Raw genomic sequence first — 19,334 nt, 5'->3', positions numbered from 1 at the left:
CATGAAGGTGATCGTTTTCGGCGCCACCGGCATGGTCGGGCAGGGCGTGCTGCGCGAGTGCCTGGCCGCGTCCGACGTGGAGCAGGTGGTGACGGTCGGCCGCACGCCGACTGGCCAGCAGCATCCCAAGCTGCGCGAGCTGGTGCACGCCGAGATGTGGGACTACGCGAATGTGGAGGAGGAGCTGGCGGGCTTCGACGCCTGCTTCTTCTGCATCGGCGTCACCTCGTCGGGCATGGCGGAAAAACAGTACACGCACATGACGTACGACCTGACGCTGGCGGCGGCGACCATGCTGGCGCGGCGTAATCCGCAGATGGTGTTCGTGTACGTGTCGGGCGCCGGCGCCGACAGCAGCGAGACCAGCCGCACGATGTGGGAGCGGGTGCGCGGCAGGACCGAGAACGCGCTGCTCAAGCTGCCGTTCCGCGGCGTGTACATTTTCAGGCCGGGGATGATCCAGCCGATGTTCGGCGTGAAGTCGAAAACAAGCTCGTACCGGTGGTTCTACACGCTGACCAAGCCGCTGCTGCCGCTGCTGCGGGCGATGCTGCCGGATCAGATCCTGAGCACGCCGCAGATGGGACAGGCCATGCTGAACGCGGTGCGGCATGGCGCGCCGAAGCGCGTGCTCGAAGCCGCGGACATCAATGCCTTGAGCAAGCCGGCTTAGTTGTATTCGACCGTGACGGACACTTCGCCGGCATAGTTCCCGACGGGCTGATTCGGCGCGACGTTCAAGGTGCCGCCGATGTGGATGGATTGCGTACCCGCGCTGAGCGTGCCTCCGGCGACGGTGCCGGAGGTTGCGTTTGCCGCGGTGAGGTCGCTGAACGTCGTCAGCGTCATCGACTCGGAACCCGCGGTGCGCGACAGGGCGGCGCTGGCGGCGTGCCGGATGCTGAAGGTCGCGCCATGGCTTCCGGTGACGAGGAATATTGCGGCGCTCGGGGCGCCAGCGTCCGCCGATGGAACGATGCCGCTGGCGGTGCGCACACCGCTGGTGCTGACGGTGACGGTGCCGCCAGGCCCGGCGGCGAACCTACCGAATGACAGGTCGGCAGACTTCGTCACCGCGATCGGCTCGAGCACCGTGCAGCTCGCGCTTGCGGTGCCGACAGCGGCGAGAGTACGGTCGCTGGCGATCAAGGCGAGCGCAATCAACGCAATCTTGAAGCAGGCCAGGTTGGCGGCAGGTCGGGCGTCCATCAGCGGCGCGGTTCGTTAAAAGTTAATGCAATAACAATGCGCTGCTTTTCCGACACTGTATTGATATTTGTATAATCTTGGGCGAGTGAAGTGAAAAGGGGCCAGGTCCGCAGGGCCAGACCCCATGTTTCAACTAGCGCTTCAGGTACTTCAGCGCCGCCTCGGCGGCCGGTCCCGACGATGCCGGGTTCTGGCCAGTGATCAGGTTTCCGTCGCTGACCACGTGCGGCGCCCAATCGGCGCCCTTGCTGTATTTTCCGCCGTTCGCCTTGAGCATGTCCTCAACCAGGAATGGTACCACGTCGGTCAACTGTACCGCGGCCTCTTCGGTATTGGTGAAGCCCGTGACCTGCCTGCCGTCGACGATCGATTTGGTATTTTTGAAGATCCCCGGCGCGTGGCACACCGCCGTCACCAGCTTGCCGGCACCGTGCATGGACTCGATCAGCTTGATGGAATCCTTGTCCTCGGCGAGGTCCCACAGCGGACCGTGGCCGCCGGGGTAGAACACGGTGTCGAAATCCTCGGCGGACACGGTCGACAGCTTGACCGTGTTCGCCAACGCTTTCTGCGCCTCGGCGTCGGCCTTGAAGCGGCGCGTGTCGTCGCTTTGCGCGTCGGGTTCGTCACTCTTCGGATCGAGCGGCGGCTGGCCGCCTTTGGGCGACGCCAGCGTAATCTTTGCGCCGGCGTCCTTGAAGACGTAGTAGGGCGCGGCGAATTCTTCCAGCCAGAAGCCGGTCTTCTTGCCCGTGTCGCCCAGTTTGTCGTGCGAGGTTAGTACCATCAGGACGTTCATTGCATCTCCGTTTCAGCTTGCGAAAAAAATAAAGCTTACTCCGATTCCGCCGAACTTCGCGCACGACTCCCGGCGCGCGACTACATCAAAATGACGTCGTACTGCTCCTGGTGATAGGCGTTCTCCACCTGCAGCGAGATGCGCTTGCCGATGAAGTCGCCCAGCATCGCCAGGTGCTGCGACTCTTCCTCCAGGAACAGGTCCACCACTTCCTGCGATGCCAGGATGCGGAACTCGCGCGGGTTGAACTGCTTCGCCTCGCGCAGCAGCTCGCGCAGGATCTCGTAGCAGATGGTGCGGCTGGTCTTGACCTGGCCCTTGCCGGCGCACGCGGGGCAGGGCTCGCACAGGATATGCGCCAGCGACTCGCGCGTGCGCTTTCTCGTCATCTCCACCAGCCCCAGCGCCGAGAAGCCGCTGACCGACACCTTGGTGCGGTCGCGCGACAGCGTCTTTTTCAGCTCGGCCAGCACCGCGTTGCGATGCTCGTTGTTGTCCATGTCGATGAAGTCGAGGATGATGATGCCGCCCAGGTTGCGCAGCCGCAGCTGGCGCGCGATCGCGTGCGCCGCTTCCAGGTTGGTCTTGAAGATGGTGTCGGCGAAGTTGCGCCCGCCGACAAAGCCGCCGGTGTTCACGTCGATGGTGGTCATCGCCTCGGTCTGGTCGACGATCAGGTAGCCGCCGGACTTGAGGTCCACGCGCCGGCCCAGCGCGCGCAGGATTTCTTCCTCGACGCCGTACAAATCGAACAGCGGCCGCTCGCCGGTGTAGTGCTGCAGGCGCGGCAGCTCGGTCGGCGTGTAGGCCTTGGCGAAATCGACCAGGTTGACATAGTTCTCACGCGAGTCCACCTGGATGCTCGCCGTCTCGTCATGCACGAAGTCGCGCAGTACGCGCTGGGCCAGGTTCAGATCCTGGTACAGCAGGCTGGTGGCCGGCCGCGTGCGCGCGCCAAGGCAGATCGCGCTCCAGGTCTTGCGCAGGTAGTCCACGTCGGCCTGCAGGTCGGCGTCGGTCGCTTCCTCGGCCATCGTGCGCACGATGTAGCCGCCTTTTTCTTCCGGCGGCAGCAGGCTTTGCAGGCGGCTGCGCAGCAGGTCGCGGTCGGACTCCTTTTCGATCTTCTGCGAGATGCCGATGTGGCTGTCCTGCGGCAGGTACACCAGCATGCGGCCGGCGATCGAGATCTGCGTGGACAGGCGCGCGCCCTTGGTGCCGATCGGGTCCTTGATCACCTGCACCGTCAGCACCTGGCCGTCGAACAGGATCTTCTCGATGGCGGTGGGGGCGACGGCGGGGCCGTCGTGCGGGCGCGCTTCCCAGATGTCGGCGACGTGCAGGAAGGCGGCGCGTTCGAGGCCGATGTCGATGAACGCCGACTGCATCCCCGGCAGCACGCGCACGACTTTGCCAAGGTAGACGTTGCCGGCCAGGCCGCGCGTGAGCGTGCGCTCGATGTGCAGTTCCTGCACGGCTCCCTGCAGGACCAGCGCGACGCGCGTCTCCTGGGGCGTAATGTTGATGAGGATGTCTTCGTTCATAGCGCGATGATACACGCGCCGGTCCCCAAAGTGGGGCATTGCAGTTGCGCGTCGTACCTGCGAAGGCAGGTACCCATGCTGAGTGAAACCAGAGGGAAAGCGTATTCAGTATAGGTACCTGCCTGCGCAGGTACGACAACCGGTTGGCGTTACGGCAGCGGCACGCCGGCTTGGCGCAGCAGCTTGGCCGTTTCGTACAGCGGCAGGCCCATGATGCCCGAGTGGCTGCCTTCGATATGCTCGACGAACAGCGCGGCCAGTCCCTGGATGCCGTAGCCGCCGGCCTTGTCGTACGGCTCGGCGCTGGCGCAGTAGGCCTTGATCGACGCCGCGCTCAGGGTCGCAAAGCGCACCTGCGACACCTGGGTAAACTGTTCGGCCATGTTGGTGTGATGGACCGCGACCGACGTCAGCACCTGGTGGGTGCGGCCGGACAGGCGCTCGAGCATGCGCGCCGCTTCGTCCGGGTCGGCCGGCTTGCCGAGGATCTCGCCGTCGATGGTGACGGTGGTATCGGCCGCCAGCACAGGGCGCGGCGGCATGCGGCGCATCTGCACAACATTGAACGCGAACGCCGCCTTCTCGCCGGCGACACGCGCGACATACACGGCCGGCGACTCGCCGGGCAGCTCGATTTCGGAGACGTCGGGACCGCCGCGCGAGGCGTCGTTGCGCAGCATGAGCAGTTCGAACTCGACGCCGATCTGGCGCAGCAGTTCACGGCGACGCGGGCTCTTGGAAGCCAGGTAGATTTTGTTATCGAGCAGTTTCATCGAAAAGGAACGTGGATTGATCAGACGCGGTGATAGGGGTGGTTCTGCGTGATCGACCACGCCCTATACAGCTGCTCTGCCAGCATAACACGCACCATGCCGTGCGGGAGCGTCATGCTGGATATGCGGATCAGTCCTTCCGCCTTCGCCTTCAGTTCGGGATCGAGGCCGTCGGCCCCGCCGATCAGGAAGGCGGTGTCGCGCCCATCCTGCTGCCAGGCCATCAGCTGCTGCGACAGGCCGACGCTGGTGAGGTCCTTGCCGCGTTCATCGAGGGCGATGATGCGCACGCTCTTCGGAAGGACCGCCTCGATGCGCTCGCGCTCGAGCGCCATCGCGGTGGCGGCGGTCTTGCTGCCGGAGCGCTCGACCGGCTTGATTTCCTTGAGCACGATGCGCAGCTCGGGCGGCATGCGCTTGGTGTACTCGGAAAAGCCGGTCTCGATCCAGGCCGGCATCTTGTGGCCGACCGCAGCGATAATGAGCTGCATTCGCGCTTACTCTGCCTCGACCTTCTTGGCCACGCGCTTGATGACCTTCTTTTCCGGCACGGCGTCGGCGGCCGGCTTGGCCTTGGCGACGCGCTTCGGCGGCTGCTCCTTGAGCGCCTTGACGGCGGCCACTTCGGTCTTGGTCGGCGCGACCTTGACGGTCTTGCCGACGGCCTTGGTGGCGGCGGCCTTCTTCGCTGCCGGCTTGGCGGCGGCGGTCTTCTTCGCGGCGGCCTTCTTGGCGGCGGCAGGCTTGGCTTCCTTGATCGGCTTGACTTCCGGCGCGTCCTGGGTCGACGCCAGGTGCTTCGACTTGACCTTGGACTCGGAGGCTTCGGCCGAAGCCGGGGTGGACTTGCGCTTGGCGGCGCCCAGCTTGACCGGCTTGTCGCCCCAGATTTCTTCCAGGCGGTAGTACTGGCGGATCGCCGGCTGCATGATGTGGACGATCATGTCGCCCAGGTCGACCAGCACCCATTCGCCGGTGTCTTCGCCCTCGATGCCGATCACGTCGCCGCCGGCATCCTTGACTTTATCGCGCACCGACGCGGCAAGCGCCTTGGTCTGGCGGTTCGAGGTACCCGAGACGACGGCGATGCGGTCGAAAAGGCTGGTCAGGTGCACGGTGTCGAACACGGCGATTTCCTGGCCCTTGACGTCCTCGAGAGCGTCCACGACCAGGGCTTGCAGTTTTTTGATATCCATTAGATTTTGTATAGATTATGTTGTTGAATGTAGTCTAGCACTACCGGCGAGATAAGCGAGTTTGCCTGTTCTCCCCGTTGCAATGCAGCACGGACCTGGGTGGCTGAGACGTCCACGGCCAGCGTCTCGGCCAGGAAAACCCTGCCGGACGGTGTGGTACGAAGCTGTTCCAGGCTCCCCTGGCGTACCATGAATTCTTGTGCGACGGCCGGCGGCAAGGCCGCCTGGTCCAGCGCGTAACCCGGGCGCGCGCCCACGCCGATGTGGGCGTAGTCGAACAGCGCGCGCCAGTCGCGCCACGTATCCAGTTGCTGCAGCTGGTCGGCGCCCATCAGGAAGACGATCGACGCATCCGGCCCCAGTTCCGCGCGCACGTGGCGCAGCGTGTCGATGGTGTAGGTCGCCGTGGTGCGTTCGATCTCCTGGCGGTCGATGACGATTTCGAGGCCGGCCTCGCGAAACGCCAGTTCGACCATCGCGACGCGGTCGGCGGCGCTGGTCTTCAAACCGTTTTTCTGCCACGGGTTCCCGGCCGGGATCACGCGCAGCTGGTTTGGGTGGAGCAGTGAATCAAACAGGGCTGCAAGCGCAACGTGGCCGTGATGGACCGGGTCGAAACTGCCTCCCAGCAGTGCGACGCAGAAGGTCACGTCGCGAGCCAGTCTTTATGGACCAGGAAGTCGGTGGCCAGCGCAGCCTCCGGGCTGCCTGGCGCCGGATGCCAGTCGTAGCGCCACTTCACGATCGGCGGCATCGACATCAGGATCGCCTCGGTGCGTCCTCCCGACTGCAGGCCGAACAGCGTGCCGCGGTCCCACACCAGGTTGAACTCGACGTAGCGGCCGCGCCGGTAGGCCTGGAAGTCGCGTTCGCGCTCGCCGTACGGCGTGTCCTTGCGGCGCTGGAGGATCGGCAGGTAGGCGTCGAGGAAGGCGTCGCCGACGCTTTGCGTCATCGCGTAGCTCCGGTCGAAGCCGGCCTCGTTGAAGTCGTCGAAGAAGATGCCGCCGACGCCGCGTGGTTCCTTGCGGTGCTTCAGGTAGAAGTACTCGTCGCACCACTTCTTGAAGCGCGCGTGCAGGTCGTCGCCGAAGGGCGCGAGCGCGTCGTGGCAGACCTGGTGGAAGTGGCGCGCGTCTTCGGCGAAGCCGTAGTAGGGCGTCAGGTCCATGCCGCCGCCGAACCACCACACCGGGTCCTTGCCTTCGGCGGTCGCTTCGAAAAAGCGCACGTTCATGTGGACGGTCGGCGCGTACGGATTGCGCGGATGGAGCACCAGCGACACGCCCATCGCTTCCCAGGCGCGGCCAGCCAGTTCGGGGCGCGCGTGCACCGCCGACGGGGGCAGGCTGGCGCCGGTCACGTGCGAGAAGTTACAGCCGCCGCGTTCGAACACGTTGCCTTCCTCGATCAGGCGCGAGATGCCGCCGCCGCCTTCGGGGCGCTGCCACTCGTCGCGCGCGAACGGCTTGCCGTCAACGCTTTCGAGGGCGGAGACAATGCGGTTCTGCAGGTCGAGCAGCCAGGCCTTGACGGCTTGAGGGGAGGGGGCGGACATCGGGGGCGTGGTCGGGGAATAAAAAAGTGAGGACGAATTGTACACTACTGCAAAAACGCGGCCGGGGTCTGGTCCTGCGGACCTGACCCCTTTTTCCCTGTAGTTCAAGATGGGGTCAGGTCCGCAGGACCAGACCCCCTAATCAATTAGTCAGTGCTTCAGCCCGCGCCAGCCGATATCGCGGCGGAACTGCGCGCCGTTGAAGTGGATCTTGTCAACCGTTTCATACGCCTGCTTCTGCGCCATCTTGACGCTGTCGCCCAGACCCACCACGCACAGCACGCGCCCGCCCGAGGTCTGCAGGGTGCCGCCCGCGATCGTAGTCCCGGCATGGAAGGTCACGCATTCTGCCGTCTCGGCTGGAATGCCGTCGATGACGTCGCCCTTGCGCGGGCTGTCCGGATAGCCGGCCGCCGCCATCACCACGCCGACCGCCGTGCGCCGGTCCCAGTCCAGCTCCACCGCGTCGAGCGTGCCGTTGACAGCGTGCTCCATCACGTTGACCAGGTCGCTCTTCAGGCGCGCCATGATCGGCTGCGTCTCCGGGTCGCCCATGCGGCAGTTGAATTCCAGCGTCTTCGGATTGCCGGCCGCGTCGATCATCAGGCCCGCATAGAGAAAGCCGGTGAAGGTGATGCCGTCCCTGGCCATGCCGGCGATGGTCGGGTTGATGATCTCGCGCATGACGCGCGCGTGCATCGCCGGCGTGACGATCGGCGCCGGCGAATAGGCGCCCATGCCGCCCGTGTTCGGGCCTTCGTCGTGGTCCTTCAGGCGCTTGTGATCCTGGCTGGTGGCCAGCGGCAGCACGTTCTTCCCGTCGCACATGACGATGAAGCTCGCTTCCTCGCCGGCCAAAAATTCTTCGACCACGATGCGCGCGCCGGCGTCGCCCAGCTTGTTATCGGTCAGCATATCCTCAGCCGCGGCATGCGCCTCTTCCAGCGTCATCGCGACGACCACGCCTTTGCCGGCTGCCAGGCCGTCGGCCTTGATGACGATCGGCGCGCCCTTCAGCTTGATGTAGGCGTGCGCTTCGTTCACGTCGGTGAAGGTGAGGGAGTCGGCGGTCGGAATGCCGTGGCGCTTCATGAAGCTCTTGGCGAAATCCTTCGAGCTTTCCAGCTGCGCCGCTTCCTTGGTGGGGCCGAAGATCTTCAGGCCGCGCCCGCGGAACAGGTTGACGATGCCGGCGGCCAGCGGCACTTCGGGACCGACCACGGTCAGCCCGATATGCTCGGCCTGGGCAAAGTCGGCCAGCGCGGCCGGATCGGTGATGTCGACATTGACCAGACGGACGTCGCGCGCGGTGCCGCCGTTGCCCGGTGCGACATACACCATCTGGATGCGGTCCGATTGGGCCAGTTTCCAGGCCAGTGCGTGTTCGCGGCCGCCAGAGCCGACTACCAGGATTTTCATAAGAGCCTTACTTAATCTTCGATCAGGGCGTTGGTATAGACTTCCTGCACGTCGTCGAGGTTCTCGAGCGCGTCGAGGATCTTCTGCATCTTGATCGCGTCTTCGCCGGTGAACACGGTCTCGGTGGCCGGCTTCATGATGATCTCGGCCACTTCGGCCTTGAAGCCTGCTTTTTCCAGCGCGTCCTTCACGCCGGCGAAGGAGAACGGATCGCACAGCACTTCGAAGCCGCCTTCCTCGTCCTGGATCACGTCGTCGGCGCCGGCTTCGAGGGCAGCTTCCATCAGCTTGTCCTCGTCCACGCCGGGTGCGAACATCAGCTGGCCGCAGTGCTTGAACATGAATGCGACCGAGCCTTCGGTGCCCATGTTGCCGCCATGTTTGTTGAAGGCGTGGCGAACTTCGGCCACGGTGCGCACGCGGTTGTCGGTCATGCAGTCGACGATGATGGCGGCGCCGCCGATGCCGTAGCCCTCGTAGCGCACCTCTTCGTAGTTGACACCTTCCAGGCTGCCCGAGCCGCGCTGGATCGCGCGCGTCACGTTCTCCTTCGGCATGTTGGCGTCGGCGGCCTTGTCCACGGCCAGGCGCAGGCGCGGATTGGCGTCCACGTCGGCGCCGCCCATGCGTGCGGCGACCGTGATTTCCTTGATCAGGCGCGTCCAGATCTTGCCGCGCTTGGCGTCGGTGGCGGCCTTTTTATGCTTGATGTTGGCCCATTTGCTGTGTCCAGCCATGTCGAATGTTCCTAAGATGGTGTGCTTGAGTGGCCAACATTTTAGCATAGGGAGGGGCGGCGAAATCCGGCCGCTATCCTCGAAACCGTCGTTCCTGCGAAGGCAGGAACCCATACTGAGTGTGCGTCAGCCGCTGACATTCGAGCCCGAGGCGGCTCTGATTCAGCATGGGTTCCTGCCTGCGCAGGAACGACAAGCGGTCAGCGGCGAATTGTGAATCACTCTACAATTGGCCGATGACTCATACCGCAGCAATCCATCCCGATCGTTCCGCGCTTATCGGCGGCCTGGCCATCGCCATCGGTGGCGCCGTGCTGTTTTCCACCAAGGCGGTCGTCGCCAAGCTGCTGTACCGCTATCACATCGACGCCGTCACCCTGATCGCCTTCCGCATGCTGTTCTCGCTGCCGGTGTTCGCCGCGGTGGCGGTCTGGAAGATGCGCGCCGGCCCACCGCTTTCCGTGGCCGACCGCTGGCGCCTGGTCGGCCTGGGCCTGATCGGCTACTACCTCTCCAGCTATCTCGACTTCCTCGGCCTGCAGTACATCTCGGTCGGCCTCGAACGCCTGATCCTGTTCCTGACGCCGACCTTCGTGCTGCTGATGACGTCCGTGCTCTTCAAGCGCCACATCGGCCGCATCGAGTGGATCGCGCTGGCGCTGTCCTATTGCGGCATCGTGCTGGTGTTCGTGCACGACCTGACCGGCGGCGCCGGCAGCACGGCGATCGGCTCGCTGCTGGTGCTCGGATCCGCCGCCTGCTACGCGGTCTACCTGCTGTTCACCGGCGAGATGGTCAAGCGCATCGGATCGCTGCGCCTGGTGGCGTACGCGATGTGCGTCTCCTCCGCCGCCTGCATCGCCCAGTTCTTCCTCCTGCGGCCGGCCAGCCTGCTGATCCAGCCCGCACCGGTGTACTGGCTTTCGCTGGTAAATGGGATATTCTGTACGATCTTCCCGGTGTTCATGACGATGATCGCGGTGCAGCGCATCGGCGCGGCCACCGCATCGCAGGCCGGCATGATCGGGCCGGTGTCGACCCTGTTCCTCGGCGCGCTGATCCTGGGCGAGCCGGTCACCGCGATCCAGCTGGCCGGCACGGCGCTGGTCATCGGCGGTATTTATATGCTGTCCCAGAAAAAAACATCATGAAACCACGCATCGCATTAATCGCGCACGACAAGAAGAAGGACGACATGGTGGCGCTGGCCGCCCAGTACCTCGACTTCCTGCGCGGCTGCACCCTGATGGCCACCGGCACCACCGGCGGGCGCCTGGCCAACGAGCTGGGGCTGACGGTCGAGCGCAAGCACTCCGGCCCGTACGGCGGCGACCTGCAGATCGGCGCCGAACTGGTGGAGGGGCGGCTCGACGCCATCATCTTCCTGCGCGACCCGATGACGCCGCAGCCGCACGAACCGGACATCAACGCGCTGGTGCGCGCCTGCGACGTGCACAACGTCGCCTGCGCGACCAACCTCTCGACGGCGCACCTGGTGCTGACCCAACTGAAGGCAGCTTCCCGCAAATAAGACACGGAGAACGAGAATGAGCAAAGCAATCCGCATGACCCGCACCGGCGGCCCCGAAGTGATGGAATACGTCGACGTCGAAGTGGGCGAGCCGGGGCCGGGCGAAGCGCGCGTGCGCCACGAGGCGATCGGCGTCAACTTCATCGACGTGTACTTCCGCACCGGCCTGTATCCGCAGACAATGCCGTCCGGCCTGGGCATGGAAGGCGCCGGCGTGGTCGAGGCGATCGGCGAGGGCGTGACCGAAGTGAAGGTGGGCGACCGCGTGGCCTACGCCGGCCGGCCGCTGGGAAGTTATGCGCAATCTCGCATAATGCCGGCGGCGATTTTGCTGCGCCTGCCCGACGGGATCGATTTCGAGACCGGCGCGGCGATGATGCTCAAGGGGCTGACGGTGCAGTACCTGCTGAACCGCACCTACAAGGTCAAGGCCGGCGACACCATCCTGTTCCATGCGGCGGCGGGCGGAGTGGGGCTGATCGCCTGCCAGTGGGCGAAGGCGATCGGCGCAAATTTGATCGGCACGGTGGGATCGAGCGAGAAAGCGGCGCTGGCCACCGCGGCGGGCGCGGCGCACGTCATCAACTACAACACCGAGAATTTCGTCGAGCGGGTCAAGGAGATCACCAATGGCGAGAAGGTGCCGGTGGTGTACGACTCGATCGGCAAGGACACCTTCTTCGGATCGCTGGACTGCCTGCGGCCGCTGGGAATGATGGTCAGCTTCGGCAATGCGACGGGGCCGGTGCCGCCGTTTTCGCTCTCCGAGCTGGCGTCGCGCGGCTCGCTGTTCGTCACGCGGCCGGCGCTGTTTTCGTATGCGGCCAAGCGGCCGGACCTGGAAGCGATGGCGGCGGACCTGTTCCAGATGGTCGAAAGCGGGAAGGTGACGATCGATATCCGGCAGCGCTACAAGCTGGCCGATGCGGCGCAGGCCCATATCGAGCTGGAAGCGCGCAAGACGACCGGGTCGTCGATTTTGCTGCCTTAGATGCAAATGGGGTCTGGTCCTGCGGACCTGACCCCGGCCCGCGACGGCCGCCGATCGGGGTCTGGTCCTGCGGACCTGACCCCATGTTGGATCAGCCGTTCTGCTTCACCAGCTCGATCCGCCGCGCGCCGCCATTCGGCCCGGGGAATCCCTCGAACGCGCTTTGCACCAGCGCCGGCATCATCGCCGGCGTCGATGCCTCGCCGCTGTTGTTATGCACGGTCACGTCGAACAGCGGTTTGCCATCCCTGGCCGAGCGGATCGCCACCTGCAAGTCGCGCTGATAGACATGGCGCTCCACCACTTCATAGCGCGGCACGCCCCAGAACGGATCGTAGAACCCGCCACCCCAGTAGCCGCGCCGGTGGTACGGCCCGTACCCGAAGCGGCCCGGATAGAAGAAGGGATCGACCGCCTGCACCACCCGTACCGGCACGTCGGTGGTGGTGTAGCGCATCGCCACCTGCAGCGCCGCGGCGCCGGACGACTCCTGGAAGCCCAGCTTCGACAGCTGCGCGCGCACCAGGTTCTGGTAGCTGCGGTATTCCAGCGTATCGCCCTGCGGCGGCGGCGCGTCGAACACATAGGTCTTCTCGGCCATCTGCGCCGGCCATTCGTGGAAGGTGGTGACGTCGCTGCGGATGGTGGTGGCACAGCCGCCGAGCAGCAGCACAAGTGCGGCAGCAGCTGTCAATACAATGCGTTTCATCGAGGTCTCCAAGAACATCGTTTTTTCCCTATTTGAGTGTATGCGGCGCGCTGTTGAAAGGCAAAAGATTTACAGAATGTTACCGCACAAGACACAGTGATACATGCAGCGGCCGGAGCGGGCCAGTGGCGGTATTGGTAAAATAGACTTTCGTCCACTTGTCCTCCCCGGTTCCCCATGCGCACAGACAATCCCCACACCATCTACCGGAACGATTACACGCCGCCAGCCTACCTGGTCGATACGGTGGAACTCGGCTTCGACCTCGACCCGGCCCGCACCATCGTCGCCAACCGCATGACGATGCGGCGCAATCCCGACAGCCTGGATCGCAGCGGCATCGAGCTGTACGGCGAAAACATCGAGCTGGTCGCGCTGCGCATGAACGGCAAGACGCTGGGGAAGCGCGATTACCGCCTTGAGAACAACGTGCTGCGCATCGCCGGCGCGCCGGAAAACGTCACGCTGGAAATCGAGACCACCTGCGCGCCCGAGAAGAACACCACGCTCAACGGCCTGTACACCTCGAACGGCAGCTTCTACACGCAGTGCGAGGCCGAGGGCTTCCGCGCCATCACCTATTTCCCGGACCGCCCTGACGTGATGGCCGTGTACACCGTGATGCTGCGCGCCGACAAGAGCAAGTACCCGGTGCTGCTCTCGAACGGCAACCTGGTCGAGGAGGGCGTGCTGCCGGACGGCCGCCACTACGCCAAGTGGGAAGACCCATTCCGCAAGCCGTCCTACCTGTTCGCGCTGGTCGCGGCGCGGCTGGTGTGCCAGGAAGAGATCTTCCGCCTGAAGGATGGCCGCGACGCGCTGCTGCAGGTGTGGGTGGAAGACGGTAACCTCGACAAGACCGACTACGCGATGCAGTCGCTGAAGAACAGCATCCGCTGGGACGAGGAGCGCTTCGGCCTGGAGCTGGACCTGGACCGCTTCATGATCGTCGCGGTGGGCGACTTCAACATGGGCGCGATGGAAAACAAGGGCCTGAACATCTTCAACACCAAGTACGTGCTGGCCAACCCGCGCGTGGCGACGGACGTGGACTTCGCCGGCATCGAGGCGGTGGTGGGCCACGAGTACTTTCACAACTGGACCGGCAACCGCGTGACGTGCCGCGACTGGTTCCAGCTGTCGCTCAAGGAAGGCCTGACCGTGTTCCGCGACCAGGAGTTTTCGGCCGACATGATCGGCACCGCCAGCGGCCGCGCCGTCACCCGCATCGACCAGGTGCGCACGCTGCGCCAGGCCCAGTTTCCGGAAGACGCCGGCCCGATGGCGCACCCGGTGCGGCCCGACTCCTTCGTCGAGATCAACAACTTCTACACCGTCACCGTGTACGAAAAGGGCGCCGAAGTGGTGCGCATGTACCAGACCCTGATCGGCCGCGAGGCCTTCCGCAAGGGCATGGACCTGTACTTCGAGCGGCACGACGGCCAAGCCGTGACCTGCGACGACTTCCGCGCCGCGATGTCCGACGCCAGCGGGCGCGACCTGTCGTTGTTCGAGCGCTGGTACAGCCAGGCCGGCACGCCGGTGGTCAAGGCCGAAACGCACTACGACGCCGCCGCCAAGACCTATTCCATCACGCTGACCCAAAGCTGCCCGTCCACTCCCGGCCAGCCGAAGAAGCTGCCGTTCCATATTCCGGTCGCTGTCGGCCTGCTGGGCGCGGACGGTCGCGACATGCAGCTGGGCCAGGGCGACTTGAACGGATCGACCGCCGTGCTGGAACTGACCGAGGAATCGCAGACCTTCAGCTTCACCGGCGTGAACGAGGAGCCGACGCCGTCGATCCTGCGCGACTTCTCCGCGCCGGTGGTGCTGGAATACGCCTACACCGACGAGCAGCTGCTGCACCTGTTCAGCCATGACAGCGACCCGGTCAACCGCTGGGAAGCCGGCCAGCGGCTGGCGATGGAGCGCCTGCTCAAGCTGGCCGACGCGGTGCTCGAAGGCGTGCCGCCGCAGCTCGACGCCACCTTCATCGACGCGATGCGCAAGATCCTGACCGACGAGACGCTCGATCCGGCGTTCCGCGAGCAGGCCTTGTTGCTGCCGTCGGAGACCATGATCGCCGAGCAGATGCGCGAAGTGAATCCGCACGCGATCCACACCGCACGCCAGTTCATGCGCGCGGCGATCGGCGACGCGCTGCGCGCCGACCTGTTCCGCCAGTACCACGCCAACCTCACGCCGGGCGAGTACAGCCCGGATGCGCTGTCGGCCGGCCGCCGCGGCCTGAAGAACCTGGCACTGGCCTACCTGGCCGCCGCGCCCGATGCGACCAGCGTCAAGCTCGCGCAGGACCAGTTCAACGAGGCCGGCAACATGACCGACCGCGTCGCCGCGCTGGGTGCGCTGATCCACGCGCAGGCGGACGGCGCCACGGCGGCGCTGCACGCGTTCTACCAGGAGTTCGAGCACGAAGCGCTGGTGATCGACAAGTGGTTCGCCATGCAGGCGGCCGCGCCGGACACCGACGTGGAAGCAGTGCGCGAGCTGATGAAGCACCGCGCTTTCACGCTGAAGAATCCGAACCGCGCGCGCAGCCTGATCTTCAATTTCTGCTCCGGCAATCCGGCGCAATTCCACGCGTTCGATGGCAGTGGCTACGCGTTCTGGGCCGAGCAGGTGATCGCGCTCGACGCGCTGAACCCGCAGGTGGCGAGCCGCCTGGCGCGTTCGATGGACCGCTGGCGCCGCTACGCCCCGGCGCTGCAGACGCACATGAAGAAGGCGCTGCAGAAGGTCGCGAGCGTGAAGAAGCTGTCGAACGACGTGCGCGAAGTGGTCAGCAAGGCCCTCGCCAACTAAAAACATGGGGTCAGGTCCGCCGGACCTGACCCCGCCCTTGAACACGCCATCACCATCTACCCAAGAAAAGGAAGTCCATGAAACGCGTCAGCCTCACGCAGCACCTGGTTGAAGAACAACGCTCCAACAACACCATTCCGGCCGAACTGCGCCTGCTGATCGAAGTGGTCGCGCGCGCCTGCAAGACCATCAGCCACTCGGTGGGCAAGGGCGCCCTGGGCGACATCCTGGGCAGCGCCGACACCGAAAACATCCAGGGCGAAGTGCAGAAGAAGCTCGACGTGATCTCCAACGAAATCCTGCTCGAGGCGAACGAGTGGGGCGGCCACCTGGCGGCGATGGCGTCGGAAGAGATGGAATCGATCCACCCGATCCCGAACCGCTACCCAATGGGCGAATACATGCTGCTGTTCGACCCGCTGGACGGCTCGTCGAACATCGACGTCAACGTCTCGATCGGCACCATCTTCTCGGTTCTCAAGGCGCCGGACGGCATGGGCACGCCGACCGAAGCGGACTTCATGCAGGCCGGCAGCAAGCAGGTCGCCGCCGGCTACGCGGTGTACGGCCCGCAGACGATGCTGGTGCTGACCACCGGCCACGGCGTCAACTGCTTCACGCTCGACCGCGAGATGGGATCGTGGGTGCTGACCCAGCGCGACATGAAGATCCCGGCCGACACCAAGGAGTTCGCGATCAACATGTCGAACCAGCGCCACTGGCACGCGCCGGTGCAGCGCTACGTGGGTGAGCTGCTGGACGGGAAGACGGGTCCGCGCCAGAAGGACTTCAACATGCGCTGGATCGCCTCGATGGTGGCCGACGTGCACCGCATCCTGAACCGCGGCGGCATCTTCATGTACCCGGCCGACACGCGCGACACCTCGGTGCCGGGCAAGCTGCGCCTGATGTACGAAGCCAATCCGATGGCGATGATCGTCGAGCAGGCGGGCGGCGCGGCGACCGACGGGCGCCAGCGCATCCTCGACATCGAGCCGCACAAGCTGCACCAGCGCGTGCCGGTGTTCCTTGGCTCGAAAAACGAAGTCGAGCAAGTCACGCGCTACCACGCGGAGTAACCGAAGTGGGGTCTGGTCCCGCGGACCTGACCTCGTTTTTGGCGCAACCGGTTGCATAAAGCATGCCTTTATTGCATCCAATTCGGACAAACTTGAATTCGCACTAGCAAGATCAGGCCAAACCTTGCTAGAATACGCGTCGTCGCCGCTTTAGCTCAGTTGGTAGAGCAGTTCATTCGTAATGAAAAGGTCGCCAGTTCGATTCCGGCAAGCGGCACCAGAACACCGTAGCATCTGGTTCAGAACGCTACAAAAAGACCCGCATTCTCCCAGGAGGCTGCGGGTTTTTTATTGGGCCAGCGGCGGCCGGCCGGCCAGGAGCGCTTCGATCGCGCGGTCATCGAGATGGAAGATGGTTGGCGGGATGCGATCCATCACCAAGGTACGCCAGCCGAGATACATCCCATACGCCCAGTCCTTGCGTTGCAGCCCTGGCGCGCCATCGCGTTTGGCCGATTCCTCCATCAGCAGTTTGATTGCGTGATATGTGCTGGACGTGAGCTCGCGGTATGAAAAATGGACGCTTTGGGCCCGGGATCGCATGATCGCCTCGTATCGTGACTGAACGCCCGACAATGTTGGTGCCCGGTGTTTGAGGCCACCGGACTAGCCTGCCGCCATAAAACGAACGCGCATGAAAAATGTAGCAGTCCGTCCCGCCACATCGCTGATCGATCCTAAATCGGCCACCCTTGCAATTGGCTGGAAATCGTCCGTCCCGCATCGCGGTCAAATTTTATGGGGCGCCAGGCAGATCGTGCCGCTCGCCGGGCTCGGCAAGCCTGATCGCTAGCTGTGCGCGGGCCCGCCACAGCCGCGAACGCACCGTGTTCACCGGAATGGCCTCTGCCTCGGCAATCGCGGTGTAGCTCAGGTCCTCGATCAGCCTCAGAAATAACACTGAGCGCAGTTGTTCCGGCATCGACTCGAGCGCGCGCTCTATCGCCTGGAGTAACTCCTTTTCTTCAAGAAATTGCAGCGGAGACGCGCTGGCCGCCTCTGTTTGCTCGACCATGGCAGCTTCGCTGGCCTCGGAGTCGAGGGGCACCGACGTGCACAGCCGCCGCTTTTTCAGCGCCGCGCGGACCGCGACGTTGAACCCGATACGGTAGAGCCACGTGAAGAAGGTCGATTCGCCTCGGAAGGTGGACAGTCCGCGAAAGGCCTGGAGGAAGGTCTCCTGGGTCAGGTCGGCGGCTTCTTCGCGATCCTCGGTGAAGCAGGAAATCATGCGGAAGATACGCTTTTGGTGGGTGGCCACCAGTTCGCCGAACAGATCGGTGTCGCCTTTAATGACTTTGCGGATCAGGCTCATTTCATTTTCTTGCGTGTTCATTATCCGATCTCCAGAAAATTTCGCTTTTTTTTAGCTTAGCGATAAAACTTTACATTCCGGGAATTTGGCGACGATAGCTGAGCCTGATTAATGAGTTGGCCGCAGGGATTGACTGGAATCGCATCTGTGGGGAAATGTTTATCGCCCTTGACGGCAAAAGGCGAAATTATTGTTCAAAAGATTGATTTATGCGAGCAATGTTATTTCCGAAATTAAACACTAATGTCCCCGAGCAAAGATTTGATGCTCGATAGGGTGGGGAGGGGCAGGGAGCGCGGTCCGTTTGAGGAATGTCAAGGCCTATGTGTGGATGCAACATTGACCCATCAAATTTGACCACAATCTATTTTTTTATCCGCAGCGCATATGCAGATTGGGTTAATCTTAGTCGTGGGTGTTAAACACCGACAAATCGACGGGGCGTTGTCCTACAAAGGTTGCAATGGATAAATGTTCCGGAGACGTGCTGCAAAGAAAATGTTTCTTGTAGTAATTCATCGCCGCAGCTCCCCCCATTGCGGAGGAACGCCCGGCAGTGGTGAGCGTATTGCAGTGATTTAAAGCGCGATCTGTATTTTGAATTACTTATCGGTGGGGCGGGTAACATGAATCGACCAATACCTTTCCATTTGGCGCCGGCGGCAGGCAATTTAATGACGGCGGCACTATATAGAAACGCGATGCAATCGGTCGGCGTCCCGATTTTGATTTTCGATGGGTATGGAACGATAATATGGTGCAATCGCGAATTCACAATTGGTACGGGTTATCAATGCACCGATTTGGTGCACAAAAACATTTCTGACCTGATTGAATTCGGTGGTGCATCGTCGGCAGCGCTTCAGGGCGCGCCAGGGCGGTCGCCGCTGGCGTTGCCCGACGGACCGGGTGCGCCGGCCACGGTCAGGCGCGCGAACCGCTCGACGTTCACCGCGCAAGCCGTGGTGCGCGCGATGGAATCGGACGATGCCACGCCATTCTTTGTCTGCGTCCTGCATGACGCGACGACTTCGGAGCGGTCCCTGCAATGGGAACGCGAGCGCAGCCGCACCGACGAACTGACTGGCGCGTACTGCCGGTCGTTTCTGGTCGAATCGCTGCGCCAGGCGATCGCGGCGACCCGCGACACTGGCCTGGTCGTCGCGGTCCTGTTCATCGACCTCGACGGTTTCAAGGAGGTCAACGATGTGCACGGTCACGGCGCCGGCGACGATCTGCTGCGCGCCGTCACCGCGCGCCTGCGCAGCGGTACCCGCGCCAGCGACATGGTCGGGCGCTACGGCGGCGACGAATTCGTCGTCATGTTGCCGGCGCTGGCATCGAGGCAACTCGCCTACGACCTCGGCCGGCATCTCGTTAACCAGCTTGCGCAGCCATTTTCCCTTGGAAGGGTGACCTTGAGAATCGGCGCCAGCATCGGGGTGGCGTTCTTTCCCGACCACGGCAATGACGTCCGTACGATCATGATGCGGGCCGACGAGGCCATGTATCGAGGAAAGCGAGGGGGAGGCGGCACCGTAGCAATAGCCCAGAGTTTGTGTTCTCTGGTCTCCAGGCGAGCCCGGTCCACACCTGTTCAGATCGCCGGTTTCGGCGCCCAGGCGTGACCGTCGGTTCTCCGCGTTTTTTT

General features: G+C 63.8%; 20 protein-coding genes and 1 tRNA gene. 8 read left to right on the top strand and 13 right to left on the bottom strand.

Going from position 1 to position 19,334, the window contains the following annotated elements; all coding sequences use genetic code 11:
* Position 1 precedes the first annotated feature (1 nt).
* A complete protein-coding gene (locus tag Q4S45_RS16100; RefSeq protein WP_305505929.1) occupies positions 2–673 on the top strand; it encodes an NAD(P)H-binding protein in 672 nt (223 codons plus the stop codon).
* Here Q4S45_RS16100 and Q4S45_RS16095 read toward each other — a convergent pair.
* The 10 genes from Q4S45_RS16095 to Q4S45_RS16050 form a co-directional block, all read right to left on the bottom strand.
* Positions 670–1,209, bottom strand: coding sequence for a DUF4402 domain-containing protein (locus Q4S45_RS16095; RefSeq protein WP_305505927.1), 540 nt, complete (start codon positions 1,207–1,209; stop codon positions 670–672). The two genes, Q4S45_RS16100 and Q4S45_RS16095, sit on opposite strands and share 4 nt — an antisense overlap.
* Before the next feature lie 133 nt (positions 1,210–1,342).
* Positions 1,343–2,008: a type 1 glutamine amidotransferase domain-containing protein gene (locus tag Q4S45_RS16090; RefSeq protein WP_305505925.1), complete on the bottom strand. Its 666-nt coding sequence runs from the start codon at positions 2,006–2,008 to the stop codon at positions 1,343–1,345.
* An 80-nt stretch (positions 2,009–2,088) separates the two neighbouring features.
* Positions 2,089–3,552: a ribonuclease G gene (rng, locus tag Q4S45_RS16085; RefSeq protein WP_305505923.1), complete on the bottom strand. Its 1,464-nt coding sequence runs from the start codon at positions 3,550–3,552 to the stop codon at positions 2,089–2,091.
* A 149-nt stretch (positions 3,553–3,701) separates the two neighbouring features.
* Complete coding sequence (locus Q4S45_RS16080; RefSeq protein ID WP_305505921.1) at positions 3,702–4,325, bottom strand: nucleoside triphosphate pyrophosphatase; 624 nt, start codon at positions 4,323–4,325, stop codon at positions 3,702–3,704.
* Between the two features lie 20 nt (positions 4,326–4,345).
* The gene (rlmH, locus tag Q4S45_RS16075; protein WP_305505919.1) at positions 4,346–4,816 is read right to left on the bottom strand and encodes a 23S rRNA (pseudouridine(1915)-N(3))-methyltransferase RlmH; all 471 of its coding nucleotides are present in this window, start codon (positions 4,814–4,816) and stop codon (positions 4,346–4,348) included.
* 6 nt (positions 4,817–4,822) lie between these two features.
* A complete protein-coding gene (gene rsfS, locus Q4S45_RS16070) occupies positions 4,823–5,521 on the bottom strand; it encodes a ribosome silencing factor (RefSeq protein ID WP_305505917.1) in 699 nt (232 codons plus the stop codon).
* Positions 5,521–6,171 (bottom strand): nicotinate-nucleotide adenylyltransferase, encoded by a 651-nt coding sequence (locus Q4S45_RS16065; RefSeq protein ID WP_305505915.1) that lies wholly within the window; start codon positions 6,169–6,171, stop codon positions 5,521–5,523. The genes rsfS and Q4S45_RS16065 overlap by 1 nt, the downstream gene beginning before the upstream one ends.
* The gene (gene hemF, locus Q4S45_RS16060; RefSeq protein WP_305505913.1) at positions 6,168–7,079 is read right to left on the bottom strand and encodes an oxygen-dependent coproporphyrinogen oxidase; all 912 of its coding nucleotides are present in this window, start codon (positions 7,077–7,079) and stop codon (positions 6,168–6,170) included. Before hemF ends, Q4S45_RS16065 begins: the two co-directional genes overlap by 4 nt.
* A 150-nt stretch (positions 7,080–7,229) precedes the next feature.
* Positions 7,230–8,498, bottom strand: a complete 1,269-nt coding sequence (gene purD, locus Q4S45_RS16055) for a phosphoribosylamine--glycine ligase (protein WP_305505911.1) — start codon at positions 8,496–8,498, stop codon at positions 7,230–7,232.
* 11 nt (positions 8,499–8,509) lie between these two features.
* Complete coding sequence (locus Q4S45_RS16050) at positions 8,510–9,235, bottom strand: YebC/PmpR family DNA-binding transcriptional regulator (RefSeq protein WP_305505909.1); 726 nt, start codon at positions 9,233–9,235, stop codon at positions 8,510–8,512.
* A gap of 236 nt (positions 9,236–9,471) precedes the next feature.
* Between Q4S45_RS16050 and Q4S45_RS16045 the strand changes: the two genes are divergently transcribed.
* Genes Q4S45_RS16045 through Q4S45_RS16035 form a run of 3 tightly spaced genes read left to right on the top strand, consistent with a single transcriptional unit; the run spans position 9,472 to position 11,757 of the window.
* Entirely contained in the window at positions 9,472–10,386 is a 915-nt protein-coding gene (locus tag Q4S45_RS16045) for a DMT family transporter (protein ID WP_305505907.1), read from the top strand.
* Entirely contained in the window at positions 10,383–10,766 is a 384-nt protein-coding gene (locus Q4S45_RS16040; protein WP_305505905.1) for a methylglyoxal synthase, read from the top strand. Before Q4S45_RS16045 ends, Q4S45_RS16040 begins: the two co-directional genes overlap by 4 nt.
* A 16-nt stretch (positions 10,767–10,782) precedes the next feature.
* A complete protein-coding gene (locus tag Q4S45_RS16035; RefSeq protein WP_305505903.1) occupies positions 10,783–11,757 on the top strand; it encodes a quinone oxidoreductase in 975 nt (324 codons plus the stop codon).
* 91 nt (positions 11,758–11,848) lie between these two features.
* Here the strand turns inward: Q4S45_RS16035 and Q4S45_RS16030 are convergent, their stop codons facing one another.
* Positions 11,849–12,466 carry a DUF4136 domain-containing protein gene (locus Q4S45_RS16030; protein WP_305505901.1) on the bottom strand — a complete coding sequence of 206 codons (618 nt, stop codon included), beginning with the start codon at positions 12,464–12,466 and terminating at the stop codon, positions 11,849–11,851.
* Positions 12,467–12,643: 177 nt separating this feature from the next.
* Between Q4S45_RS16030 and pepN the strand changes: the two genes are divergently transcribed.
* The 3 genes from pepN (at position 12,644) to Q4S45_RS16015 (ending at position 16,588) form a co-directional block, all read left to right on the top strand.
* A complete protein-coding gene (pepN, locus tag Q4S45_RS16025; RefSeq protein WP_305505899.1) occupies positions 12,644–15,289 on the top strand; it encodes an aminopeptidase N in 2,646 nt (881 codons plus the stop codon).
* 77 nt (positions 15,290–15,366) lie between these two features.
* Positions 15,367–16,368, top strand: coding sequence for a class 1 fructose-bisphosphatase (locus Q4S45_RS16020; RefSeq protein WP_305505897.1), 1,002 nt, complete (start codon positions 15,367–15,369; stop codon positions 16,366–16,368).
* Positions 16,369–16,512: 144 nt separating this feature from the next.
* Positions 16,513–16,588: transfer RNA gene (locus Q4S45_RS16015), tRNA-Thr, on the top strand.
* A 68-nt stretch (positions 16,589–16,656) separates the two neighbouring features.
* On the opposite strand, the gene Q4S45_RS16010 is transcribed toward Q4S45_RS16015, so the two are convergent.
* Both Q4S45_RS16010 and Q4S45_RS16005 read right to left on the bottom strand, forming a co-directional pair.
* A complete protein-coding gene (locus Q4S45_RS16010) occupies positions 16,657–16,833 on the bottom strand; it encodes a hypothetical protein (RefSeq protein ID WP_305505891.1) in 177 nt (58 codons plus the stop codon).
* A gap of 271 nt (positions 16,834–17,104) precedes the next feature.
* On the bottom strand, positions 17,105–17,704 hold the full coding sequence (locus tag Q4S45_RS16005; protein WP_305505889.1) for an RNA polymerase sigma factor: 600 nt from the start codon (positions 17,702–17,704) through the stop codon (positions 17,105–17,107).
* 680 nt (positions 17,705–18,384) lie between these two features.
* Here Q4S45_RS16005 and Q4S45_RS16000 point away from each other — a divergent pair.
* Positions 18,385–19,311 (top strand): sensor domain-containing diguanylate cyclase, encoded by a 927-nt coding sequence (locus Q4S45_RS16000; protein WP_305505887.1) that lies wholly within the window; start codon positions 18,385–18,387, stop codon positions 19,309–19,311.
* Positions 19,312–19,334 lie beyond the last annotated feature (23 nt).

This window comes from Massilia sp. R2A-15, from assembly GCF_030704305.1.
Lineage (GTDB): Bacteria > Pseudomonadota > Gammaproteobacteria > Burkholderiales > Burkholderiaceae_D > JAFCUW01.
Note: the sequence above shows the minus strand (reverse complement) of the source record. Positions and strands in the feature narration are given on the sequence as shown.